The sequence below is a fragment of the Flavobacterium helocola genome (assembly GCF_038289885.1).
Classification (GTDB): Bacteria; Bacteroidota; Bacteroidia; order Flavobacteriales; family Flavobacteriaceae; genus Flavobacterium; species Flavobacterium cheniae.
The window spans coordinates 335546-359833 of sequence record NZ_JBBYHT010000002.1 but is presented as its reverse complement, the minus strand read 5'-3'; the positions used below and the strand labels follow the sequence as shown (position 1 = coordinate 359833).

Below are 24288 nucleotides of genomic sequence, written 5' to 3'. Positions count from 1 at the left end.
AGTTAAATCCTACAGAAATGTGGGATTTTTTGTTTTTAGAAATGTGTCTAAAATTAGTAGTTTTCAAACAATTCATACAATACTTATTAAACTCATTAGAATTTTAAAATAACTACTTCATTCCCTATATTTGTATAAATTTAAAAATTCATGCAACACATAATCGATCGCTTTATAAGCTACGTAACAATTGATACCGAATCAGATCCTAATTCTGACACTACTCCAAGTACAAAAAAACAATTAGACCTTGCTAATTTACTAGTCAAAGAACTAAAAGCAATGGGAATGACTGAAGTAACTATTGATAAAAATGGTTACGTAATGGCTACTTTAGAAAGCAATGTCAAACATGAAGTTCCAACTATCGGATTTGTTTCTCATTATGACACGACTCCTGATTTTACTGGAGCTAACGTAAAGCCTCAAATTGTAAAAAATTATGATGGTGGTGATATTGTTTTAAACAAAAAACAAAACATCATTTTATCACCAAGTTACTTTAAAGACTTGTTACAATATAAAGGACAAACTTTAATTACTACTGACGGAACTACGCTTCTAGGTGCCGATGACAAAGCCGGAATTACTGAAATCATGTCGGCGATGGAACATTTAATTCAACATCCAGAAATCAAACACGGAAAAATTCGTGTAGGATTTACGCCTGATGAAGAAATTGGTCGTGGCGCACATAAATTTGATGTTGAAAAATTTGGTTGCGAATGGGCTTATACCATGGACGGAAGTCAAATTGGTGAATTAGAATATGAAAATTTTAATGCCGCAGGAGCTAAAATTATTTTCAAAGGAAAAAGCGTTCACCCTGGTTATGCTAAAGGAAAAATGATTAACTCAATGCTTTTAGCGAATCAATTTATTTCGAAATTACCAAAGAACGAAATCCCAGAAAAAACCAAAGGTTATGAAGGATTTTTTCACGTAGTTGGAATTTCTGGAAGTATAGAAGAAACTGTGGTAGAATTAATTATTCGCGACCATAGTGCAAAAAAATTCAAAGAAAGAAAAGAATTTATTCACGAATTAGCGAATAAATTCAATAAAAAGTGGAAAAAACAATTTGGTGAAGAAATCGTAATTGCGGAAGTAAAAGACCAATACTATAACATGAAAGAAAAGGTAAAACCTGTTTTTCATATCGTAGAAATTGCCGAAAAAGCAATGAAAGAATTAGGCATAAAACCATTAATTAAACCAATTCGTGGTGGAACTGATGGTTGCCAGTTGTCTTATAAAGGTTTACCTTGTCCTAATATCTTTGCTGGAGGACACAATTTCCATGGAAAATACGAATACGTTCCAGTTGAAAGTATGGTAAAAGCTACTGAAGTGATTGTGAAAATTGCCGAAATTACTGGATCAATTAGCAAATAATTAAACATAATATATTATAAAAAAGCCGAATTTCTTAATTGAAATTCGGCTTTACTTTTATTTAAAATGAAATTATGCTTTCAATTTAGCACTCATTTCCATTGAAATAGCTGATTTTTCCATTTTGATTTTTCCTGCCATAGTTTCAACTACGATAGTATCATCATTCATTTCAGCAATTTTTCCATGAATTCCTGATTTAGTGATGATTTTATCACCTACTTTTAATCCGGCTTCAAATGCTTTCTCTTTTTTGGCTCTTTGTTGTTGTGGTCTTATTAACAAGAAATAAAACACGGCAATCATTAATACAATTTGTATTGCTAAACTTGGATTCATAATTTATTTATTATTTAGCTACTACTTAGCAGCTGGTGTTACATTTGCTTTAATTTTGAACGTTTCATGACCATTTTCTGAATTGGTCGTTAATGTTACTGTTTTTTCTTGTGATCCTGGTTTACCTTTTGAATCAAAAGACACTTTTATTGGTGCTGAAGCTCCTGGTTTTATAGGTTCTTTCGGTGGTTCTGGAACTGTACAACCACAACTTCCTTTAGCATCAGATATCACTAAATCTGTTTCACCTACATTTTTAACTATAAATTCAGTTTCAACAACATCACCTTCATTAATGGTCCCAAAATCGTGAACTTCTTTATCTAATTCTACTTTAGGAAATTTACCAATTAAAGCTCTCTCTGCTTCAATCGATTTCATATCAGCATCTGTAATTTTATCTGCTGCACTTTCTTGCTTACAAGCTGTTGCTAACACAATTAATGAAAGGGCGAATAACCCAACTGATTTTCTTATCATATTTTTAAAATTTTATAATAAACCTCTACCTGCTTTGTTCAATTTTCCATCTCGGTCAAACTCTTTTACTAAGTTGTCCAAAATTCCGTTGATAAAAATACTACTTTTTGGTGTAGAATATTCTTTTGCAATTTCTAAATATTCGTTAATTGTTACTTTAGTAGGAATAGATGGAAATTTCAATAACTCACAAATTGCCATTTTTAAAATAATGGTATCAATTTCGGCAATACGTTCTACATCCCAATTTGGTGTTTTATCGATATATTCTTTAGATAATTCAACTTCGTTTAAAACTGTTTTTCTAAACAAATTCTTTACAAACTCTTTATCATCAGAATCTTTATACACTTTTGGAATTACCAATGCATCATGTTCCGATTTTAATTGTTTGATTTGCTTCACAATCAAAGTATTGATTCCTGGTAAATCATCCACCCAAGTTAATTTATAATCTTCTAAATAATCGTATAAACGATCACTTGGAGCAATTACTTCGGTATATAAATCGGCAATAAAGTTTTTATCATCTTCAAAACTACTAGTTGATTTTTCCATGTAGTTTTGGTACAATTCGCTTTCTTTAATAGTGTCTATTAAACCTAAAATAATATCATCATTCAATTTCCAGTTGTTGATGTTATTATCATCTAAAGCCGTTTCTAATGCTTCTGATTCGGTTAATAAAACCAAAGCTTTATTGTTGATGAATTTTAAATTTGGATGACGCTCTTCTTTAGTAGCTAAGTGTTTTTTAGAAGCCAATTCGATGTATTCCTCTTCTTTCTTTTTGATTTCGATAAGTGCTGAAAGCAATAAAAGATACAAGTTTTGGGTATTTTCGATACTTTGAAAAAGGAATTTTTCTTCTTTATCCAAATTATCAGATTGGTGTTGGTGCATTGCATAAATACTTTGCATCACTTTTACTCGGATATGTCTTCTGTTTAACATACTAATTAAGAACTTTATAAAATTAAGAGAGCGAAAAAGTTACCTCTTTCGCTCTGCAAAAATACAATTTTATTTAAAACGAATTACTTCTTTAATTCATTTTTTGCATCATCAATACGTTTTTGCGCCATTGAAAAGGCTGCTTGATGCGTAGTAATGTTGTTATCATCTGCAAATTTGAAAATCTCTAATGCTGTGTTATAGATGTTTTCTGTTTTTTCCATCACCTGAGCATTCGTCCATTTTACTAATTCAGAATACACATTGATAACACCTCCAGCGTTAATTAAGAAATCAGGCGCATATAAAATACCTTTCTCTTTTAAGATTTTTCCGTGAATTGCTTCGTTTGCTAATTGGTTATTTGCCGCACCAGCAATGATAGAAGCTTTTATATTATTGATAGTAGCATCGTTAATAGTAGCTCCTAAAGCACAAGGTGCATAAATATCTACATCAGCACTATATAAATCAGCACCTGTATAAATTTTAGCGCCGTACTTCGCTCCTACTTGGTTTACTCTATCCTCGTTAATATCAGTAATCGTAACTAAAGCACCACTTTCTGTTAAGTGTTGTACTAACACTTCACCCACGTGACCAATTCCTTGTACTAATACTTTTTTTCCTTCTAAACTATCAGAACCATATTTGTATTTAGCAGCTGCTTTCATTCCCATGAAAACTCCGTAAGCTGTTACAGGAGAAGGATTTCCAGAACCACCTCTTTCAACTGAAATACCCGCAACGTGTTTCGTTACTTCATTTACTGTATCCATGTCTTTAGTTTCCATTCCTACATCTTCTGCAGTGATATATTTTCCAGATAATGAATCTACAAATTGTCCAAAACGACGCATTAATTCAGGAGTTTTTTGTGTTTTAGCGTCACCAATGATAACTGCTTTTCCTCCACCTAAATTTAATCCCGAAATTGAGTTTTTGAAAGTCATTCCACGAGACAAACGTAAAACGTCGTTTAACGCTTCCCATTCGTTAGTATAATTCCACATTCTAGTTCCTCCTAAAGCAGGTCCTAAAACTGTGTTATGAATTCCAATAATTGCTTTTAATCCTGTATCTTTGTCGTGACAAAATACAACTTGTTCATGACCATCAAAAGAAACCTGACCGAATACTGGGTCTACTTTATGAAGCTCATTCGCTTTTAATAATTCTGCTGTCATGTGATTTGAGTTGGGTTGAAAATTATTCAATATTTAATTACAATATTACGAATAATTTTAAATTGATTCAAAAAATTATATTTATTTTAATAATTTAGCAATGAAAAGCTAAAAAAACCGATAATCATTCATTATCAATTGATTACCTTTTTAATTAATTTGATAACAATTCATTATCACACTAAAGATTACTATGAAAGAACTGCAATATTTAAACAAATACTTTGTCAAATATAAATATCGTTTCCTACTAGGAATATTAATCACTATAATCGCACAAATATTTTCTTTATTCACTCCTGAGTTAATTGGTAACTCTATTAAAGTGATTGAAGATTATGTGAATCACCCTACAAATGATATTCCTTTTCAGAAAGAATTACTAGTAAAAAACATTCTTTTAATCTTAGCTACCACTATTATAGCTGGATTTTTTACATTCTTGATGCGTCAGACTTTAATTGTAATGTCGCGCCATGTAGAATTTGATTTGAAGAATGAAATTTTTAATCACTACCAAACCCTAACTCAAAGTTTCTACAAACGCAATCGTACTGGTGACTTAATGAGTCGAATTAGTGAAGACGTTGGAAAAGTAAGAATGTATGTTGGTCCTGCTGTTATGTACTCATTAAATACCTTAATGCGTTTTACTATTGTGGTGATTTACATGTATAACATATCACCTAAACTTACTTTATATTCTTTATTACCATTACCACTTTTATCGTACAGTATTTTCAAAATTAGCTCTATGATTCATAAGAAGAGTGGTGATTTTCAACAAAATTTATCCACATTATCTTCTTTTACGCAAGAAATTTTTTCAGGAATTCGCGTGATAAAAGCGTATGCAATTGAGAATAAAAAACAACAAGAATTTACCGATTTAAGCAATGAAAGTAAGGTAAAAGCAATGGATTTAGCTAAAGTAAATTCGCTTTTCGGTCCGTTAATGATTTTACTTATTGGATTGAGTAACTTGGTTGTGGTGTATGTTGGTGGTTCTATGTACATTAATAACGACCCCGAAATTAATAGTATTGGAGTAATTGCCCAATTCATTTTATACATCAACATGTTAACTTGGCCTGTGGCATCTTTAGGTTGGGTTTCGTCATTGGTTCAAGAGGCAGAAGCTTCTCAAAAACGTATTAACGAATTCCTAAAAGAAGAACCAGAGATTAAAAACACCAACAGCAGTCATTCTACAATTGAAGGTGATATTAAATTTGACAATGTTTCGTTTGAATATGATGATACTAATATCAAAGCTCTAGACAAGATTTCGTTTGAAGTTAAAAAAGGAAAAACCTTAGCTGTTTTGGGAAAAACGGGTTCTGGAAAATCAACGCTTTTAACTTTGATTAGCCGTTTATATGACACCAATTCAGGAACAGTTTATATCGACAACAAAGACATTAAAGACTTAAATTTATTCGATTTACGTAATCAAATTAGTGTGGTGCCACAAGATGCTTTCTTGTTTTCGGATAGCATTAAAAACAACATCAAATTTGGTAACGAAAATGCTACCGATGAAGAAGTAATGGAAGCTGCAAAAAAAGCGGTAGTTCATGATAACATTATGAATTTCAATCAGCAATACGAAACGGTTTTAGGCGAACGAGGGATTACATTATCAGGTGGACAAAAGCAACGAGTTTCCATTGCTAGAGCATTAATTAAAAACGCTCCTGTATTACTTTTAGATGACTGTTTGAGTGCCATTGATACAGAAACCGAAGAAACTATACTGAACAACTTGTTAGCATATTGCAAAGACAAAACTACCATTATTGTAAGTCACCGAGTGTCATCGGCTAAAAATGCGGATTGGATTATCATTTTAGAGAAAGGAAAAATCATTGAGCAAGGCACTCATAATCAACTATTAGAACAAAATGGCTACTACAAAGAGTTATACTTAAAACAACTTTCGGAAAAAGAAATTGACTAAACTTTTGTTTAATCCGATTTTTTTTTAGATTTTTGAGACGCTATAACACTAATTAATTGACAGTAGGATTATGAGAGAAAATGACATGTTAGAAAAAGAAGATATTTTTTCTAAAGTATTGCGTGCAGGAAGAAGAACGTATTTCTTTGATGTAAGAGCTACAAAAGCAGATGATTACTACATTACCATTACTGAAAGTAAAAAGTTTACAGAAGAAGATGGTTCATTTCACTTTAAAAAACACAAAATTTATTTGTACAAAGAAGATTTCGCTGCTTTCAGAGAAATTTTAGACGAAATGACTGATTTTGTTTTAGACCAAAAAGGTGAAGAAGTAATTTCGGAAAGACACCAAAAAGATTTCAAAAGAGAAATCTATGCTGAAGATAACGAAGAAATAAAATCAGCAGAAAGTTTTACTAATATTGATTTTGACGATATTTAATCATCAGATTTTAAAATACAAATCCCAAATTCTAAAAAAGAGTTTGGGATTTTTTTTTATCCAATTCGTAACCCATTTTCAACCGGTACATCAGAAGTCAGCAAAACAATATCATTCTCCTCACCTACTGAACCCAAAACCAAACATTCGCTCATAAAATCAGCGATTTGTTTTTTAGGAAAATTGACAACTGCGATAATTTGTTTCCCAAGTAAATCTTCTTTTGAATAACGTTTGGTAATTTGAGCAGATGATTTTTTGATGCCCAATTCAACACCAAAATAAATCGTTAATTGATATGCTGGTTTATTTGCCTTAGGAAAATCTTGAACTTCTAAAATTGTTCCAACGCGCATTTCTACTTTTTCAAAATCATGCCAAGTTATCATATTTATAAAATAAAAAAGTACAATTTACGGAAGTAAATCATACTTATATTAGACGTTAAATCGTATTTATTTTTTTGCTTTTACTTTGCAAGTATTGATTCCAAACAAGGTGTAAAACGGGCAAAACTGTACCGAAGCTACAATAATCATAACGGCTCCAACACCCAAAGCAATCCATTTTAAATTTCCTTCCAAAATTCCTGAAAGTCCTAGTATAATAGCAATAACACCAATCATAACTCGAACAAAACGATCAGCAGTTCCAATATTTTTCTTCATAATCTAACGTATTAAATTTATTTAACGGTTGGTTTTTCTTCGCTTGTCCAGTTTGTAATTCCGCCTTCTAAGTCGGTTATGGTCTTAAATCCTAATTCTTTCAATCTCGCAGAAGCTTTAGCACTTCTTCCACCTGATTTACAATACACCATTACAGGTTTTTCTTTATCTAAACTTGCAACTTTGGCATCAAAATCATCCGCCATAAAATCGATATTCACAGCATTTTCAATATGACCTTGACTAAATTCTTCTGGTGTACGAACATCAACCAACTGAACATCAGGTTGTGTCATTTTTTTCTCATAAGTGGCTACATCTAAAACTTGCACACCATCAGCTTGATTTTTCAAACAAGAGGTAAATCCTAACAAAAGGAACATTAAACTCAATACTTTTATCTTCATTATTCTATTTTTTTTATGTTTTCGAATCTAAATATACAAAAAAATTAATTCAAATGATTACTGATAATATCTGTTAAATCTTTTGAACTTAAAACTCCTGATTGTCTCCAAAGCATTTTACCCGTTTTAAATAACATCAAAGTAGGAACTCCTCGAACCATAAAATGACTAGCCAAATCTTGATGTTGATCGACATTCACTTTTATAATTTTTACAGCTTCTTTTAAATTAGTTTTCACTTCTTGCAATATAGGCGACATCATTTTACACGGTCCACACCAATCGGCATAGAAATCTACTAAAACCAAATCATTACCGTTAATTATATCATTAAATTTTGCGTTCATAATCTTTATTTTTTCAATTTCAAAGATACAATTCAAAAGACTTTATTTCTGTAATATTTGTTACACAAGTTCAATATGATAATTATCATTTTTTATTCTTTAGAAGCGTGCTAAGTTTGTATTGTGCTAAAAATCTATCGTCATGTCAGTCTCAATCGTCCAAAAATATAACGTTCCAGGACCTCGCTATACCAGTTATCCTACTGTTCCTTATTGGGAAGAGGAAAAATTCCATTTAGAAGATTGGAAACGTACGCTTCTACAATCTTTTAAAGAATCAAATGCTACCGAAGGTATAAGCTTATATATTCACCTTCCGTTTTGCGAAAGTTTGTGTACTTTTTGTGGTTGCAACAAGCGAATTACAAAACGTCATGAGGTTGAAGATCCATACATTACAGCCGTAATTAAAGAATGGAAATTGTATTGTGATTTATTTCCAAGAAAACCAATCATCAAAGAAATTCATTTAGGTGGCGGAACTCCAACGTTCTTTTCGCCTGAAAATTTAGAACGCTTGATAAACGGAATTTTTCAATATGCAACAAAAGCCGAAGAACATGAGTTTAGTTTTGAAGGGCATCCAAATAACACAACTCGACACCATTTACAAACACTATATGATTTAGGATTTAGACGCGTGAGTTTTGGAGTGCAAGATTATTCACCAAAAGTACAAGAAGCAATTCACCGTATTCAACCTTTTCATAACGTAGCAAAAGTTACGTTTTGGGCGAAAGAAATTGGCTACACTTCTGTTGGACACGATTTAATTTTCGGATTACCTTTTCAAACATTAGACGATGTGAAAGACACGATAGACAAAACCAAATCTTTACAACCCGATAGATTAGCATTTTACAGCTATGCTCACGTGCCATGGATTAAAGGAAACGGACAGCGCGGTTTTAAAGATGAGGATTTGCCAAAAGATGATGAAAAACGCATGTTGTATGAAGAAGGCAAAAAACAACTAGCACAAAATGGTTACCACGAAATTGGAATGGATCATTTTGCATTAGAAAATGACAGTATGTTTACTTCATTCAAAGAAGGAAAACTACATCGTAATTTCATGGGGTATACCGCCTCAAAAACGCAGTTAATGATTGGATTAGGCGTTTCGTCAATTAGCGATAGTTGGTACAGTTTTGCTCAAAATGAAAAAACAATCGAAGATTATTATACGCATTTAGCCGAAGACCAATTACCTGTTTTTAGAGGACATTTATTATCGGCCGAAGACTTAATTATCAGAAGACATATTTTGAATTTAATGTGTCAGTTTACTACTTCTTGGAAAGATGAAGCGTTAGATTTTCCTGAATTATCATCAGTTTTAACTAGTTTAGAAGAAATGCAAGAGGATGGTTTGCTTACTATTCAAGACAACTCGATAACGGTTACCGAAAAAGGAAAACCTTTCGTTCGTAATATTTGTATGGCATTTGATTTACGTTTAATTAGAAAAGCTCCAGAAACTAAATTATTCTCAATGACGATTTAAGTTCAACTTGAAACTTAAAACCTGAAACAAAAACATATAAGTCATATAAGGAAAAAGTGAATTGTTAAGTTGAGTAAAGTTCATAAAAGAGATGCTTGACAGCATGACAAACTAGACGTAAAGTGTTTTGAGAATTAAGAAAAAGTCAAACGTCTCCATGTATCTCTTTCAACGTTAACTAAGTTAAAAAAAACTCTGTGTATCTCTGTGTAAAAACTTGAAACTTGAAACTTGAAACCAAAAAACTACTCATATCGAATATAGCCTGGTTTAGATAATTGAAAATCGTAAAGTGATAAATTCGTGTTTTCAAACGAATTAAACTTGTTGATTCCATCACCTTCAAAAGGAATTGTTGGATAATACGAAAACGAAATTTGGAAACTATTAAACACTAAAAAGTCATTATTTATTAGTGCACCAATGCTAAATTTCGAATACACTTTACTTGAGAATAAAGCTTTTTCGTTTGCCAAAGAACCAAGTGTCGTGTTGAAATACGGACTAAATCGGAAGCCATACCAACTACCGGGAATATAAGATTGCGTTTGAAAAGAAACAGTCCATTTTTGGGTTCCGTTCAAACGATTGTTAAATCCGGGCAACCCATCTTCATCGAGTAAAGTCAAACGGTCTTTGAACGAATCATCTCGATTATTTCCCCAAACGTAAGTCGGTTTCACAAACTGTCTAAAACGCCAATTCCCCCATGAAATAAGCGGACTAAAATAATTCAATCCTAGTTTAAAAGTGGTTTGTTCTGTTAAACCTGCATCATAAAAACTGCCCCATTCGGCAAAACCACTAGCATAACCAAAAGAATATTTTTTTCCATAAGATACACTCAATCCAGTATACAATCTAGAATTGCTGTTCTTTTCTTGATGACCTACAATTAAAGCAATATTTTCTCCATATGGAATATCCTCAGTAATGTTGTAGTTGAAAACAAACTTATCTTGGTAAAACTTTTGCTTAGAAAAACCAATCATTCCTATCCAGTTTTTTTCATTTGAAAAATAAGAAGTAGGATCTAAAACAGCCGCTGGCATTTGTCCAAAAACTTTTTGATTATAGGTCAACGCTAAAACCATGTTATTAAAATAACGCTCAGGATTTGATTTTGGATTTATTTTAAAAGCTCTACCATACCAATATTCCTGAAAATCATATGAAACATTTTGCAATGAAATAGTGTCTAATACCGGAAATTGTTCCGTTCTCAATCGGTTTTCAAAAAAAGCACCACCCGCATTTTTTGTAATTACGGAGTAAAATGGTCGATTAATATTGATACTTCTCTTACTATCGTTATTGTAATCATTTGCGTAATCCAAATCCAAGCGGATGTAAGTGTTTTTAATATTATTGATAGAATATTGCGCATAAACTGCTCGCTCTTTTGTGTCAAAACGATTTTTGATGTTTCCACTAATTAAATGTCCAAATCCTAAAATGTTACGCTCCGTTAATTTAGCACTGCTTTCACTTGACGACAAACTACCTGTTGGAATTAATGTCCAGGAATCTAAAACTCGAATCTTTATATCAATGGAATCTTTACTGTTTGCAATATCTATTGGAACAATCGTAACTTCACGAATGTAACGTTGACTTCGTATCAAACGTTCCGATTCGAGCAATAACTTGGAATCTAATTTATCATGCTTCTTAAAAAGCATAATATTTCTAATAGTAACTTCTTTCGTTCTGATATGAATTGAATTACCAAATTTTTCCATACTTCGTTTCGGAACTTTTTTCTCGTTCGTAACGGAATAACCAAAAGGATCCAGTGTTTCAATGGTTATATTTCGGATAATCTTTCCTTCTTGATATTTACTTACAACTTTTTCTTTCTTTTTAGGTTTTGAAGGAATTAAATTCTCAGCTTTTAATGCTGATTCTCTAAATAATAGTTTGTAAATAAATCGTGAAAACTTACTTTTTTTTGAAAAATCATTAATATCTTGATAAATAGAAATACTATCCTTCTCTTGTATAACATTCTGAGCAAAAGTGCCCGAAGAATGAAAACAAAAGATAAAAACAATAAAAAATAGGATATTCTTTTTCACCCTACAAAACTATTACTATAAAATCGAATAATTATTACACAATTCCGATAAAACGTTATAAAATCAAATTTAGTACCACTTCCAAGATGTTAAAATTCATTCCAAAAAGTTTATGTACCTTTGCAAACAATTTTATTTACACACATGAAAACGTTCCAAGAATTCGATTTACCAAAATCACTACAAAAAGCATTAGACGAATTAGGTTTTGTTCACGCTACACCTATTCAAGAAAAATCGCATTCTGTAATTCTTTCAGGAAGAGACATGATGGGAATTGCACAAACAGGAACTGGAAAAACCTTTGCCTATCTACTTCCTATTCTAAAACAATGGAAATTTCAAAATAACGAATCAGCAAGAATTGTTATTTTAGTTCCAACGCGTGAATTAGTAGTACAAGTTGTAGAAGAAGTTGAAAAATTGACCAAATACATGAGTGTTAGAACACTTGGCATTTATGGTGGAGTTAACATCAATACGCAACGAAAAGCATTAGCGCAAGGTGTTGATATTTTAGTAGGAACGCCAGGCCGTGTAATGGATTTAGGTCTTGACGGAGTTTTACGTTTCGATGAATTACAAAAATTAGTTATTGACGAATTTGACGAAATCTTAAACTTAGGATTCCGTGCCCAATTGACTTCGATTTTATCGATGATGCGTGGGAAAAAACAAAACATCTTATTTTCGGCAACTATGACCGATGAAGTAGATGCGATGCTAGATGAATACTTCGAATTTCCTGAAGAAGTTTCTTTGGCACAAAGTGGAACTCCATTAGAACAAATTGAACAAATTGTATATCAAGTTCCAAATTTCCTTACGAAATTAAACATGTTGAAACACTTGGTTCGTGAAACCGAAACCATGGAACGTGTTTTAATTTTCGTAAACAACAAACGTATTGTTGATTTGGTTTTTGAAACATTAGACGAAGAATTTCCAGAGCAATTTGGTGTAATTCACTCGAATAAATCGCAAAATTACCGTTTAAATACCATGGCTTCTTTTCAAGCGGGCGAATTAAGAGGTTTAGTAACTACTGATATTATGGCGCGTGGTTTAGATATTTCCGATATTACACACGTAATCAATTTACAATTTACCGAAGAGCCAGAAAAATACATGCACCGTATTGGTAGAACAGGACGTGCTGATAAAACAGGTATTGCAATCAGTTTGGTTTCACCAAGTGAAGTAGAAGCAAAAATTGAGGTAGAATTATTAATGAATACTGAAATTAAAGAACTTCCACTTCCCGAAGATTTAAAAATCGAAGAACGCTATTTGGATTTCGAAAAGGAAAAGAAAAAAATGAAATTCTTGCTGAAAACACCTAAAAAAGAAGGTGGTGAAGCCTTTCACAAGAAAAAAGATAAAAATGCTAAAGTAAACCTTGGTGGTCCAGGAAAACGTAAACCACGTAAAACTGAATCGAGAAATAGAAATATCGAACGTAAAAGAGACGAGAAGAGAAAGAAGAAATAATTCTTATAACTACGCATAACATTACCGTCACTTCGAGTGATTTTAAAAAGAAAAAATGCTAATTTTTGCTTTTTAAAATTGTATCGAGAACTATAAAAACGATATAACACCTCCGTCACTTCGCTTGATTTTAGATATTAAAATCCATTTTTTTTTTTGAAATCTTAAATTGTATCGAGAACTGTAAAAACCTTCTAACACTGCCGTCACTTCGAGTGATTTTAGAATATAAAAGCCTAAGATTTTATATTCTAAAATTGTATCGAGAACTATAGAAACGATATAAAGCATTCGTCACTTCGAGTGATTTTAGATTTTAAAAACCTTAGTTTTTGAAATCTAAAATTGTATCGAGAAGAACTGAAAAAACTTTTATCTATTTTTGCCGCATGCAAATATCATACGTCTACATACTAAAATGCGCTGATGATTCCTACTACACAGGAGTAACAAGCAATTTAGTTCAACGCATGTACCAACATGACTCCGCATACTTTCCAGATTGTTATACCGCTTCAAGAAGACCAGTAGAATTAGTCTTTTATGCAGAATTTACTAATATAGGATACGCAATTGACAAAGAAAAACAAATAAAAAAATGGTCAAGAGCTAAAAAAGAAGCTCTAATAAATGGTGACTACAAAGAACTTCCAAATCTTGCGAAGAAAAGATTTGACAAATAAACATTTTCATTAGTTCTCGATACATTTTTTACAAAATAGCTAAGGCAATTTTATAAAAAACACTCGAAGTGACGAAGGTGGAATTACATTTTCTAATCACTTTAACCATTGTTTTTTTAATTAATATAAAAAACTTTAAAACTACTTACAACTATACCGTCACTTCGAGTGATATTGAAAAGTAAAAATGCTAATTTTTACTTTCAAAAATTGTATCGAGAACTATCAAAACGATATAACACCACCGTCACTTCGAGTGATTTTGAAAGTAAAAATGCTAATTTTTACTTTCAAAAATTGTATCGAGAACTATCAAAACGATATAACACTATCGTCACTTCGAGTGATTTTAGAATTTAAAAGCGCTAGTTTTTGAAATCTAAAATTGTATCGAGAACTACAGAAACGATATAACACTATCGTCACTTCGAGTGATTTTAGATTTTAAAAACACTAGTTTTTGAAATCTAAAATTGTATCGAGAACTATAGAAACGATTTAATTCCATTAGTTCTCGATACATTTTGCATTTGTAAATCTTTGGCTTTACAAATACAAAACACTCGAAGTGACGAAGGTGGAATTACACTTCCAAAACGCTTCTAAACATTTTCTGAAATCTAATTTCTAAATTCTAAATGGAATTTCGTACTTTTGACAAATTCTAATAATAAATGCAGTTCAAACATCCAGAAATTCTATACTTTCTTTTTCTGTTGGTGATACCAATTTTGGTGCATTTATTTCAATTACGTCGTTTTAAAAAAGAATATTTTACTAACGTAAAGCTTCTGAAAGAACTTCAAATTCAAACCCGAAAAAGTTCTAAAATCAAGAAATGGTTGTTGTTAGCTACTCGCCTATTGTTATTGGCTTGCTTAATTTTAGCTTTTTCCCAACCTTTTTTTGACGCCAAAGACACCACAAACAAAGGCAACGAGTTAATTATTTTATTAGACAATTCGTTTTCTATGCAAGCCAAAGGCGCAAAAGGCGAATTACTCAAACGAAGCATCCAAGATTTATTAGAAGAATTACCTGAAAACCAACAATTCTCATTACTTACCAATTCCGAAGTGTTTTGGGACACGGATGTCAAATCCATTCAAAAAGAATTGCAGAATTTGAAATACTCAGCAATGCCGTTTCAATTGGATTATTTGATTAATCAAGTCGAAACCAAAAAGAAAAACACCAAAAAAGACTACGTTATCATTACCGATGCCATTCAATCCGAAAGTAAAAAAGCATTGGATTTAGCAGAAAATAATGTCGTGTATTTCATCCAATCCGAAGCGCAAAACAAAACCAACATCAGCATTGACAAGGTTGCTATTTCACAAGTTTTGGATCAATTTTACGAATTAAAGATTACGCTTCAAGCTTTTGGAGAAACGGAGAATGAAGTGCCACTTTCTGTATTTAGCAATTACAAAGCGATTGCCAAAACCATTGCAAAATTTGAAAACCAGAAAACTGAAATTGCAATCACCATTCCAAAAAACGATTTTCATGGAAATATTAGTATTGAAGATAACAGTCTAAGCTACGATAACGATTACTATTTAAGCATTTCTAAACCTGAAAAAGCAAATATAATCGCTATCGGAAATTCAGATAAAAACAATTTCTTAAGTCGCATTTTCACAGCTGATGAGTTCAATTTTAAAAGCACCGAATTAGCCACTTTAGATTACAATCAAATTGAAAATCAAGATGCGATTGTGTTGAATGAATTGGAAGATTTGCCAGTTGCTTTAGGAACAACACTGAAATCTTTTTACGAAAAAGGCGGCAATATAGTTTTGATTCCGAATGCAAAAAATTCACCTTCTTTATTAAATGCTTTCGCAAAAAACTTCGGTGGATTGAATTATTCCGAACTTTCAACATCTGGAAAACAAATCACGAAAATCAACTTTAATCATCCATTATACCAAACGGTTTTTGAGAAAAAAGTGACTAATTTTCAATATCCAAATGTAAAAGAAAGTTTTACTTTATCAGGAATTACGAACATTTTACAATACGAAGACAATTCCGTTTTTGTAGGTTCAACTACGAATCGATTGGGAACGTTTTACGCTTTTTCGGCACCGATAAACAAACAAAATAGTAACTTCCAGAATGCACCTTTAATTGTTCCAACCTTCTACAACATGGGACAGAATCAAGGCAAAACAGGAATTAACGCATACACCATTGGAGAAAACGAAAACCTAATTTTAGAAACTATTTTAGCCAAAGACGAAGTGGTTTCAGTTCAAAAAGAAGGCTACAGTTTCATTCCGATGCAACAAATTTTGAATACCAAATGTAAATTGTCTTTTGGCGATTATCCAGAAGAAGCTGGTAATTTTGAGGTTATCAAAGCGAATAATTCGCTAAAGAAAATCAGTTTTAACTATCCAAGAACGGAAAGCGATTTAACGCAAATTTCGACTGCCAATTTTGAGAATTTCACTAAAGTAGACAACATATCCACCGTTTTAAACGACATTGCTTCCGAACGCACAAGCAATGAAATTTGGAAATGGTTTATCATCACAACACTACTATTTTTAATAACAGAACTACTAATCCAAAAATTTGTAAAATGACGCAAGTTATTCTAAAACAAGCCAAAATCATCGACGCTTCAAGTCCGTTTCACAACCAAGTGATGGACATCAAAATTGAAAACGGAACGATAACACAAATAGAAAAAGAAATCGCAGCTACTTCAGGTTTTGAAGTAGTAAACATTCCTAATTTACACGTTTCTCAAGGTTGGATGGACAGCTCGGTTTCTTTTGGAGAACCAGGATACGAAGACCGTGAAACCATTGAAAACGGCTTAAAAGTCGCTGCTAAAAGCGGATTTACAGCGGTAGCTTTACAACCTAACTCAAATCCAACTATCGACAATCAAGCGCAAGTGCGATTTGTTTTGGACAGAGCTAAAAATCAAGCGACAACTTTATATCCAGTTGGAGCTTTAACTAAAGGTAGCGAAGGAACGGATTTAGCAGAATTATTCGACATGAAAAACGCTGGAGCCATTGCGTTTGGGGATTATAAGAAAGCGGTACAAAATGCCAATCTTCAAAAAATTGCGTTGCAATACGTACAAGATTTCGACGGAATGGTAATTGCTTTTTGTCAAGATAGTTCTCTAAAAGGGATTGGAATTGCAAATGAAGGCGAGGTAAGTACAAAATTAGGCATGAAAGGAATCCCAGCTTTAGCCGAAGAATTACAAGTCGCTCGCAACTTATTTTTATTAGAATACACAGGTGGAAAATTACACATTCCAACAATTTCTACTCAAGGAAGCATCAAATTAATTAAAGAAGCTAAAGCAAAAGGCTTGAACGTTACTTGTAGCGTTGCGATTCATAATTTAGTCTTAAACGATGAAATTTTAATGGGATTTGATTCGAGATACAAAGTATTACCTCCATTACGCGAAGAAGCTACTAGAAAAGCTTTAGTGGAAGCTGTTTTAGAGGGAACAATCGATTGTATTACTTCAGACCATAATCCTTTAGACATCGAACTTAAGAAATTAGAATTTGATTTAGCCAAAGATGGAACCATCGGATTAGAAAGTGCTTTTGGTGCTTTACTAACAATTTTACCACTTGAAGTAATAGTTAACAAATTAACAGGCAACAAACTGGTTTTCAATATTGATAACCCATCAATAAAAAACGGAAATAAAGCTGATATTTCACTATTCACTACAGAAGAAAATTGGATATTTGGAAAAGAAAACATCCTATCAAAATCTAAAAATTCGGCTTTCTTAGGACAAAAAATGAAAGGAAAAGTTATTGGAATTTATAATAATGGACAATTAATAATGAACAATTAATAATTGATAATTTTTTAAATTATGAATGAAGTAGAACAAGGAAAAAGCGATATCGAACAAGGAAAAATTACAGCTATTACTAGTTATATTTTAATTATTGGAGTGTTAATTTCACTTTCAATGAATGCTGAAACAAAAAATAAATTTGCATCGTTTCACATCAAGCAAGCAGTAGGATTAAATCTTACTTTTATTTCAATTGGATTACTAATTTCTAACTTTAGTAATACACAAATTTATGTTTCTTTTTGGGTGTTTTTTACTGTATTATGGGTTTTCGGAATTTTATCCGCTATTAAAGGTGAAATAAAACCAATTCCTTTAGTTGGAAATCTATATCAAAAATTATTTAAAAGCTTCTAGAAATGAATTTACATTATTTAGTACAAGAACCAAAAACAATAAAAGACCAAAATCCGCTTTTAATATTATTACACGGTTATGGTAGCAACGAAGAAGATTTATTTTCTTTCGCTCCTGAATTACCAGACGATAGTTATGTCATTTCCGTTCGTGCGCCTTATGATTTACAACCATATGGACATGCTTGGTATGCCATTCATTTTGATGCAGACGAAAATAAGTTTTCTGATAATGTACAAGCCAAACAATCGGTTGAAATCATTGCGAGTTTTATTGACGAAATCGTAAAACAATATCCAATCGATACTGAAAATGTAACGTTAATTGGTTTCAGTCAAGGTGCGATTTTAAGTTATGCTACTGCCCTAACCTATCCTGAAAAAATTAGTAAAGTTGTAGCCTTAAGCGGCTATTTCAATCAAGAAATCCTTCCAGAAGTAATCGATACTAAAGCCATTTCTCATTTGAAATTCTTTGTTTCACATGGTTCAGTTGACCAAGTGATTCCGGTTGACTGGGCTCGAAAAGCAAAACCAGCTTTAGAAAATTTAGGTTTAGAAGTGGAATACCAAGAATACCCTATTGGACATGGGGTTTCTCCAAAAAACTTCTACGATTTTAAGAATTGGTTACAAAAATAATTTCTTTTGGAAGAAGTCTTAAAAATATCTGTAAAATCTGATTTTTTTGATAGAAAAAGAGAGTTAACATTTCATCCAGATTTCTTGGAGTTTGATGATAATGATAGAATTGATGGTATTTCGACAAAATTCGAAAAAGAATCAATTGCTAACTTTAAATTCGGAATCAAATGGCTAAATGGATATGCTTTTACTTTCGGTAGAATTTATTGCATTGATATTGAAAATCATAATGGTAAGCAAATAAAAATAAGATTAAAATCTTTCTATGGTATCAATCTCAAATCTTTGACTAAAAAATTCGCAAATATTGTTGATAGTCTTCAAGACTATTATTTTGATGATATTTCAAGAAAATATTTACAAGATTTCTCCAACAATATTGAATTTAAAATCAACAATATCGAATACAATCATAAAGGAATAAATTTTAAAAACAATTCTATTCTTTGGGAAGATTTACAAACTAAAAACTATAGAAACTATTTTTCTCTTAGTTCTAAATTAGATAACACAAAATACTTATTGGTAGACTATATGAATGATTGGAATGGAACCGTTATTTACTCTGTCACCAGAAAAATTTTAATGGATAAAGGATTATTTGAACAAAAATAAAAAAGCTCTGAACTTTCATTCAGAGCTTTTCGTTTAACAAACTAAACTAAACATTATGAGAATTATGACTTTGGAGTAACCACAGTATCTACTACATGAATTACACCATTTTTTTGGTTTACATCAGCAATTGTTACTTTGGCACTGTTTCCGTTTTCATCAGTAATATATAGGTCTTTACCTTTCATCCAGGCCGTTAACGTACCACCGCTAACTGTTTTTAAAGTCGCTTTTCCATTTCCTTTTTTGATAGCAGCATCAATATCTTTTGCATTCATTTTTCCAGCTACTACATGGTAAGTTAAAATAGTTTGCAATAATTTTAAATTCTCTGGTTTCAATAAAGTTTCAACAGTTCCAGCAGGCAATTTAGCAAACGCAGCATTTGTTGGGGCAAAAACGGTGAATGGTCCTTCTGACATTAACACATCAACTAATCCAGCAGCTTTTACAGCAGCAACTAATGTAGTGTGGTCTTTAGAATTAACCGCATTCTCTACAATGTTTTTACTTGGATACATAGGAGCTCCTCCTACTTCTACTGTTTTTTCTTTCATCTGAGCAAAAGACGATGTTCCAACTAATAATCCGAAAGCTACAATAGCAGTAGCAAAAATTTTGTTCGTTTTCATATTATAATTTTTAAGTTTTATATTGACATTTACGCTGAAAATAAAATCTTGGTTTTAAAAAAATAAAAAAAAATAATCTTAAGCAAAGTATAAGTTCAACTTTAACCAATTATTCTTTACTTTTGTTATTCAAAAAAAATTAAAAGCTATGGCATCAATTACATTAGGAGGAAATCCAATTCACACAAATGGCGAATTGCCAGCAGTAGGTTCAAAAGCTACTGACTTTAATATGGTAAAAACAGATTTAGGAACAGCTACTTTAGCTGATTTTGCTGGATCGAAAGTAGTTTTAAACATTTTTCCAAGTATTGATACGGGAACTTGTGCAGCTTCTGTTAGAAAATTTAATGAAAAAGCAAGCGCTTTAGCAAATACTAAAGTATTATGTATTTCGAGAGATTTGCCTTTTGCTCAAAAACGTTTTTGTGGTGCAGAAGGATTAGAAAACGTAATCAATTTATCTGATTTTAAAGAAGGAAGTTTTGGAAAAAACTACGGTTTAGAAATCACTGACGGACCTTTAGCAGGTTTACATTCACGTGTAGTAATCGTTTTAGATGAAAACGGAACTATTCTTCACGCTGAACAAGTTAAAGAAATTGCTGACGAGCCAAATTACGACGCTGCTTTAGCGGTACTATAATATGAAATTTGAAAAAGACGAAACCCTTTTTACAGGCCGATTAAAAAGTATGAAATTTGCTTTAAAGGGAGCAATAAAATTAATTACAACAGAACATAGTGTCATGGTACAGTCTTCATTGGCTGTACTTCTGACATTTGCTGGATTTTACTTTGGAATCAACCGTTACGAATGGATGATGCAAATTCTGGTTTTTGGTTTAGTATTAGGAATTGAAGGTTTAAACACAGCAGTTGAAAAAATTGCCGATTTTATTCATCCAGATTATCACGAACGCATCGGTTTTATTAAAGATATCGCAGCTGGAGCTGTATTTTTTGCAGCCTTAACTGCTATAACAATCGGATGTATTATTTATTTTCCGTATTTGTTTTAATTTAGCTACTTTTGTAAAAATTGTTCCGTTTACATGGCCAAAAAAACTAGCAAAGACACCGTTAATTCTCCTACAGAAACCAAAGAAAAATTCTCTTGGCGCTTGAGTCGTCAACAAAAATTTATTTTAGGTATTTCGCTTATATTCTTTTCATTAGCCTTATTGCTATCTTTTATTTCCTACTTTATTACAGGGAATAACGACCAAGATTTAGTGACCGAATTAACGAATAGAGGTGCTAAAGCAGATAACTGGTTAGGCAAATTTGGCGCTTTCTTAGCCAACTTCTTCCTTTATAAAGGATTTGGAGTTGCCTCATTTATCTTTGTTAGAATCTTATTTTTAGTGGGAGCTTACCTAGTTTTAGATATGGCTTTGGCTAAATTAAAGAAAAGCTTCTTTTGGGATTTTTATCTCATCATTTTTATATCCATAATCTTAGGCTTTTTCTGGGAATACATTCCGCAATTAGGAGGAACGGTTGGATTTGAAATGAACCTTTTCATCCAAGATTACATTGGAAAAACAGGAACATTATTAGTATTGCTTTTTGGTATCCTGATCTTCTTAGTCTTTAAAATCAAAATGTCACCTGAAAGTTTTACTAAAGCTTTTGAAAAACCGCAAACAGCTTTCAATGAAGATATTGCTGCAGAAAGCAAAATAGTTCCAGTATCAGTAGACACTACTGAAGACAATAATGAAGAAGAAATCAATACCGATTTACCAATCACAACTCCTTCAAACTCAAAAGACGATTTTATCTTAACCGAAGACGAAGAAGAAATGGGTAATTTCGAATTGAAAACCTATCCTTCCTCTTTCGAAATAGATAAAGAAGCTTTAAAACCAACAATTGCTTCTGCATCGGAACTAAATTTAGATCCAAAACCAAAAGTGGAAACTCCAGAAGTAACTAATTTTTCTATCGAAGACAGAAGTATTCCCAAAGAAGATTTTGTTACGGAAGATGCTTTTGTAATTGAAAAAATTGAAGAAGAAGTTTTAGTAGAAGAAAATCTTGCCGCTAAATTGGTTCAGGATTTTGGTTTATTTGACCCAACATTAGAATTATCACATTATCAATTCCCACCAATTGACTTACTAAAAGAATATTCTTCTGGCGGTATTACCATCAATCAAGCGGAATTAGAAGAAAATAAAAATAAAATTGTAGATACGTTAAAGAATTACAGCATCGGTATTTCGCAAATTAAAGCTACTGTAGGACCTACGGTTACTTTATATGAAATTGTTCCAGAAGCCGGTATTCGTATCTCTAAAATCAAAAACTTAGAAGACGATATTGCGTTGTCGTTAGCGGCATTAGGAATCCGTATTATTGCGCCTATTCCTGGTAAAGGAACCATTGGTATCGAAGTTCCTAATAACAACCCGACTATGGTTTCTATGAAGAGTGTTATCTCTTCACCAAAATTCCAAACTGCTGAAATGGAATTACCTATTGCATTAGGGAAAACCATTTCAAATGAAACATTTGTAGTAGACTTAGCCAAAATGCCTCACTTATTGATGGCAGGTGCTACGGGACAAGGTAAATCAGTAGGTTTAAATGCCGTGTTGACTTCCCTACTCTACAAAAAACATCCAGCCGAAGTGAAATTCGTTTTGGTTGACCCGAAAAAGGTAGAATTAACCCTTTTCAATAAAATTGAACGTCATTATTTAGCCAAACTGCCTGATGGTGGTGACGCTATTATCACCGATAACACCAAGGTAATTAACACCTTAAACTCACTATGTATTGAAATGGACAACCGTTATTCTTTATTAAAAGATGCTATGGTTCGTAACATTAAAGAATACAACGAGAAATTCAGAAATCGTAAATTAAATCCAGAAAACGGACACCGCTTTTTACCTTACATTGTATTAGTAGTAGACGAGTTCGCCGATTTAATTATGACTGCTGGTAAAGAAGTTGAAACACCTATTGCGCGTTTGGCTCAGTTAGCGCGTGCCATTGGTATTCACTTAATTATTGCAACGCAACGTCCGTCGGTAAATGTAATTACGGGGATGATTAAAGCCAACTTCCCAGCGCGTATTGCGTTTAGAGTAACTTCAAAAATTGATTCTAGAACCATTTTAGATTCAGGTGGAGCTGACCAGTTAATTGGACGAGGCGATTTATTATATACACAAGGTAACGAAATCGTCAGAGTACAATGTGCTTTTGTAGATACACCAGAGGTAGATAAAATTTGTGATTTCATTGGTTCACAAAAAGCATATCCAGAAGCATACCTACTTCCAGAGTATGTGGGTGAGGAAAGTGGCATAAAACTTGATATAGACATATCCGAAAGAGATTCTTTGTTTAGAGATGCTGCCGAAGTGATTGTCACTGCACAACAAGGAAGTGCCTCTTTAATTCAAAGAAAATTAAAATTAGGTTACAATAGAGCCGGTCGTTTAATCGACCAATTAGAAGCTGCTGGTATTGTAGGTCCTTTTGAAGGAAGTAAAGCCCGTTCCGTTTTAATTCCTGATTTAGTTGCTCTGGAACACTTTTTAAATAATGAACAAAATTAACATCAAAATGAAACGTTTTTTACAAGTTGCAATCGCATTACTAATTGGTTTTTCCCTTCAGGCTCAAGATGCTAAAAAAGCAAAAGAGTTATTAGATGAAGTGTCTGCCAAAGTAAAATCGTATAATAATATTGTAATAGATTTTAAATACTCTTTAAATAATCCTAAAGAAAACATCAATCAAGAAAGCAAAGGAAATGTTGCCCTTCAAGGCAATTTATATAACCTTAACTTTATGGGAGTGACTAAGATTTTCGACGGAAAAAAAGTCTACACTGTTGTTCCTGAAGATGAAGAAATTACAGTAGCTAATTTTGATCCAAAAGACGAAAATGCCATTACACCAAACAAGATGTTGACTTTCTTTAATACAGGTTACAAATACGCTTGGGATATTCCTCAAAATCTAAAAGGAAGAAAAATTCAATACATAAAATTAACCCCAAACAGTAGCAAAGATCAACGCAAAGAAATCTTAGTTGGTATTGATGTACAAACGAAACACATCTACACCGTGATTGAAGTGGGCAAAAATGGAACAAAAACTACTTTAACTGTTAATTCTTTTAAAACAAATCAGCCATTATCGAAAAATCATTTTACCTTTACAAAATCAAAATATCCTAATTATTACATCAATAAATTAGACTAATTTCGTT

The 24288-nt window shown here is 32.2% G+C and carries 25 protein-coding genes; 15 read left to right on the top strand and 10 right to left on the bottom strand.

The window, feature by feature from the left end; all coding sequences use genetic code 11:
• The first annotated feature begins 150 nt into the window (after positions 1 to 150).
• The gene (pepT, locus tag AAEO58_RS06685; RefSeq protein WP_341682752.1) at positions 151 to 1395 is read left to right on the top strand and encodes a peptidase T; all 1245 of its coding nucleotides are present in this window, start codon (positions 151 to 153) and stop codon (positions 1393 to 1395) included.
• Between the two features lie 72 nt (positions 1396 to 1467).
• On the opposite strand, the gene yajC is transcribed toward pepT, so the two are convergent.
• From yajC to AAEO58_RS06665, 4 genes are all read right to left on the bottom strand, one after another.
• Entirely contained in the window at positions 1468 to 1734 is a 267-nt protein-coding gene (gene yajC / locus AAEO58_RS06680) for a preprotein translocase subunit YajC (protein WP_133607336.1), read from the bottom strand.
• 21 nt (positions 1735 to 1755) lie between these two features.
• Positions 1756 to 2214 (bottom strand): DUF1573 domain-containing protein, encoded by a 459-nt coding sequence (locus AAEO58_RS06675; protein ID WP_341682751.1) that lies wholly within the window; start codon positions 2212 to 2214, stop codon positions 1756 to 1758.
• Between the two features lie 12 nt (positions 2215 to 2226).
• Positions 2227 to 3168 (bottom strand): transcription antitermination factor NusB, encoded by a 942-nt coding sequence (gene nusB / locus AAEO58_RS06670; protein ID WP_162845027.1) that lies wholly within the window; start codon positions 3166 to 3168, stop codon positions 2227 to 2229.
• Between the two features lie 83 nt (positions 3169 to 3251).
• Entirely contained in the window at positions 3252 to 4355 is a 1104-nt protein-coding gene (locus AAEO58_RS06665) for a Glu/Leu/Phe/Val dehydrogenase dimerization domain-containing protein (RefSeq protein WP_133607340.1), read from the bottom strand.
• A 193-nt stretch (positions 4356 to 4548) separates the two neighbouring features.
• Here AAEO58_RS06665 and AAEO58_RS06660 point away from each other — a divergent pair, with 193 nt between their 5' ends.
• Both AAEO58_RS06660 and AAEO58_RS06655 read left to right on the top strand, forming a co-directional pair.
• Entirely contained in the window at positions 4549 to 6315 is a 1767-nt protein-coding gene (locus tag AAEO58_RS06660) for an ABC transporter ATP-binding protein (RefSeq protein ID WP_341682750.1), read from the top strand.
• A 70-nt stretch (positions 6316 to 6385) separates the two neighbouring features.
• On the top strand, positions 6386 to 6760 hold the full coding sequence (locus AAEO58_RS06655; protein WP_133607344.1) for a PUR family DNA/RNA-binding protein: 375 nt from the start codon (positions 6386 to 6388) through the stop codon (positions 6758 to 6760).
• 56 nt (positions 6761 to 6816) lie between these two features.
• On the opposite strand, the gene AAEO58_RS06650 is transcribed toward AAEO58_RS06655, so the two are convergent.
• From AAEO58_RS06650 to trxA, 4 genes are all read right to left on the bottom strand, one after another.
• Positions 6817 to 7149, bottom strand: a complete 333-nt coding sequence (locus AAEO58_RS06650) for a tRNA-binding protein (RefSeq protein WP_341682749.1) — start codon at positions 7147 to 7149, stop codon at positions 6817 to 6819.
• 66 nt (positions 7150 to 7215) lie between these two features.
• Positions 7216 to 7428: a YgaP family membrane protein gene (locus AAEO58_RS06645; protein WP_133607348.1), complete on the bottom strand. Its 213-nt coding sequence runs from the start codon at positions 7426 to 7428 to the stop codon at positions 7216 to 7218.
• A 17-nt stretch (positions 7429 to 7445) separates the two neighbouring features.
• Complete coding sequence (locus tag AAEO58_RS06640; protein ID WP_291135223.1) at positions 7446 to 7835, bottom strand: rhodanese-like domain-containing protein; 390 nt, start codon at positions 7833 to 7835, stop codon at positions 7446 to 7448.
• Between the two features lie 44 nt (positions 7836 to 7879).
• Positions 7880 to 8200 (bottom strand): thioredoxin, encoded by a 321-nt coding sequence (gene trxA, locus AAEO58_RS06635; RefSeq protein WP_341682825.1) that lies wholly within the window; start codon positions 8198 to 8200, stop codon positions 7880 to 7882.
• A gap of 124 nt (positions 8201 to 8324) precedes the next feature.
• Between trxA and hemN the strand changes: the two genes are divergently transcribed.
• Positions 8325 to 9689 (top strand): oxygen-independent coproporphyrinogen III oxidase, encoded by a 1365-nt coding sequence (gene hemN, locus AAEO58_RS06630; RefSeq protein WP_341682748.1) that lies wholly within the window; start codon positions 8325 to 8327, stop codon positions 9687 to 9689.
• 245 nt (positions 9690 to 9934) lie between these two features.
• Here the strand turns inward: hemN and AAEO58_RS06625 are convergent, their stop codons facing one another.
• Positions 9935 to 11767 carry a BamA/TamA family outer membrane protein gene (locus AAEO58_RS06625; RefSeq protein ID WP_341682747.1) on the bottom strand — a complete coding sequence of 611 codons (1833 nt, stop codon included), beginning with the start codon at positions 11765 to 11767 and terminating at the stop codon, positions 9935 to 9937.
• Between the two features lie 144 nt (positions 11768 to 11911).
• Here AAEO58_RS06625 and AAEO58_RS06620 point away from each other — a divergent pair, with 144 nt between their 5' ends.
• The 7 genes from AAEO58_RS06620 to AAEO58_RS06590 all read left to right on the top strand — a co-directional run bounded on the left by AAEO58_RS06620 (position 11912) and on the right by AAEO58_RS06590 (position 19419).
• The gene (locus AAEO58_RS06620) at positions 11912 to 13258 is read left to right on the top strand and encodes a DEAD/DEAH box helicase (RefSeq protein WP_341682824.1); all 1347 of its coding nucleotides are present in this window, start codon (positions 11912 to 11914) and stop codon (positions 13256 to 13258) included.
• 389 nt (positions 13259 to 13647) lie between these two features.
• Positions 13648 to 13941, top strand: coding sequence for a GIY-YIG nuclease family protein (locus AAEO58_RS06615; RefSeq protein ID WP_341682823.1), 294 nt, complete (start codon positions 13648 to 13650; stop codon positions 13939 to 13941).
• Between the two features lie 674 nt (positions 13942 to 14615).
• The gene (locus AAEO58_RS06610; protein WP_341682746.1) at positions 14616 to 16541 is read left to right on the top strand and encodes a BatA domain-containing protein; all 1926 of its coding nucleotides are present in this window, start codon (positions 14616 to 14618) and stop codon (positions 16539 to 16541) included.
• Positions 16538 to 17797: a dihydroorotase gene (locus tag AAEO58_RS06605; protein WP_341682745.1), complete on the top strand. Its 1260-nt coding sequence runs from the start codon at positions 16538 to 16540 to the stop codon at positions 17795 to 17797. Before AAEO58_RS06610 ends, AAEO58_RS06605 begins: the two co-directional genes overlap by 4 nt.
• Before the next feature lie 21 nt (positions 17798 to 17818).
• Positions 17819 to 18160 (top strand): hypothetical protein, encoded by a 342-nt coding sequence (locus AAEO58_RS06600; protein WP_341682744.1) that lies wholly within the window; start codon positions 17819 to 17821, stop codon positions 18158 to 18160.
• Between the two features lie 2 nt (positions 18161 to 18162).
• On the top strand, positions 18163 to 18801 hold the full coding sequence (locus tag AAEO58_RS06595; RefSeq protein WP_341682743.1) for an alpha/beta hydrolase: 639 nt from the start codon (positions 18163 to 18165) through the stop codon (positions 18799 to 18801).
• A 6-nt stretch (positions 18802 to 18807) separates the two neighbouring features.
• Positions 18808 to 19419: a hypothetical protein gene (locus tag AAEO58_RS06590; RefSeq protein WP_341682742.1), complete on the top strand. Its 612-nt coding sequence runs from the start codon at positions 18808 to 18810 to the stop codon at positions 19417 to 19419.
• Positions 19420 to 19481: 62 nt separating this feature from the next.
• Here AAEO58_RS06590 and AAEO58_RS06585 read toward each other — a convergent pair whose 3' ends face one another.
• Positions 19482 to 20051: a fasciclin domain-containing protein gene (locus tag AAEO58_RS06585; protein ID WP_341682741.1), complete on the bottom strand. Its 570-nt coding sequence runs from the start codon at positions 20049 to 20051 to the stop codon at positions 19482 to 19484.
• A gap of 148 nt (positions 20052 to 20199) precedes the next feature.
• Between AAEO58_RS06585 and tpx the strand changes: the two genes are divergently transcribed.
• Genes tpx through lolA1 form a run of 4 tightly spaced genes read left to right on the top strand, consistent with a single transcriptional unit; the run spans position 20200 to position 24281 of the window.
• Positions 20200 to 20697 (top strand): thiol peroxidase, encoded by a 498-nt coding sequence (tpx, locus tag AAEO58_RS06580; RefSeq protein ID WP_341682740.1) that lies wholly within the window; start codon positions 20200 to 20202, stop codon positions 20695 to 20697.
• 1 nt (position 20698) lies between these two features.
• Positions 20699 to 21073, top strand: a complete 375-nt coding sequence (locus tag AAEO58_RS06575; protein WP_341682739.1) for a diacylglycerol kinase — start codon at positions 20699 to 20701, stop codon at positions 21071 to 21073.
• Between the two features lie 33 nt (positions 21074 to 21106).
• Entirely contained in the window at positions 21107 to 23629 is a 2523-nt protein-coding gene (locus tag AAEO58_RS06570; RefSeq protein WP_341682738.1) for a DNA translocase FtsK, read from the top strand.
• A 7-nt stretch (positions 23630 to 23636) separates the two neighbouring features.
• Complete coding sequence (gene lolA1, locus AAEO58_RS06565) at positions 23637 to 24281, top strand: outer membrane lipoprotein periplasmic chaperone LolA1 (protein ID WP_242004818.1); 645 nt, start codon at positions 23637 to 23639, stop codon at positions 24279 to 24281.
• Positions 24282 to 24288: the final 7 nt, after the last annotated feature.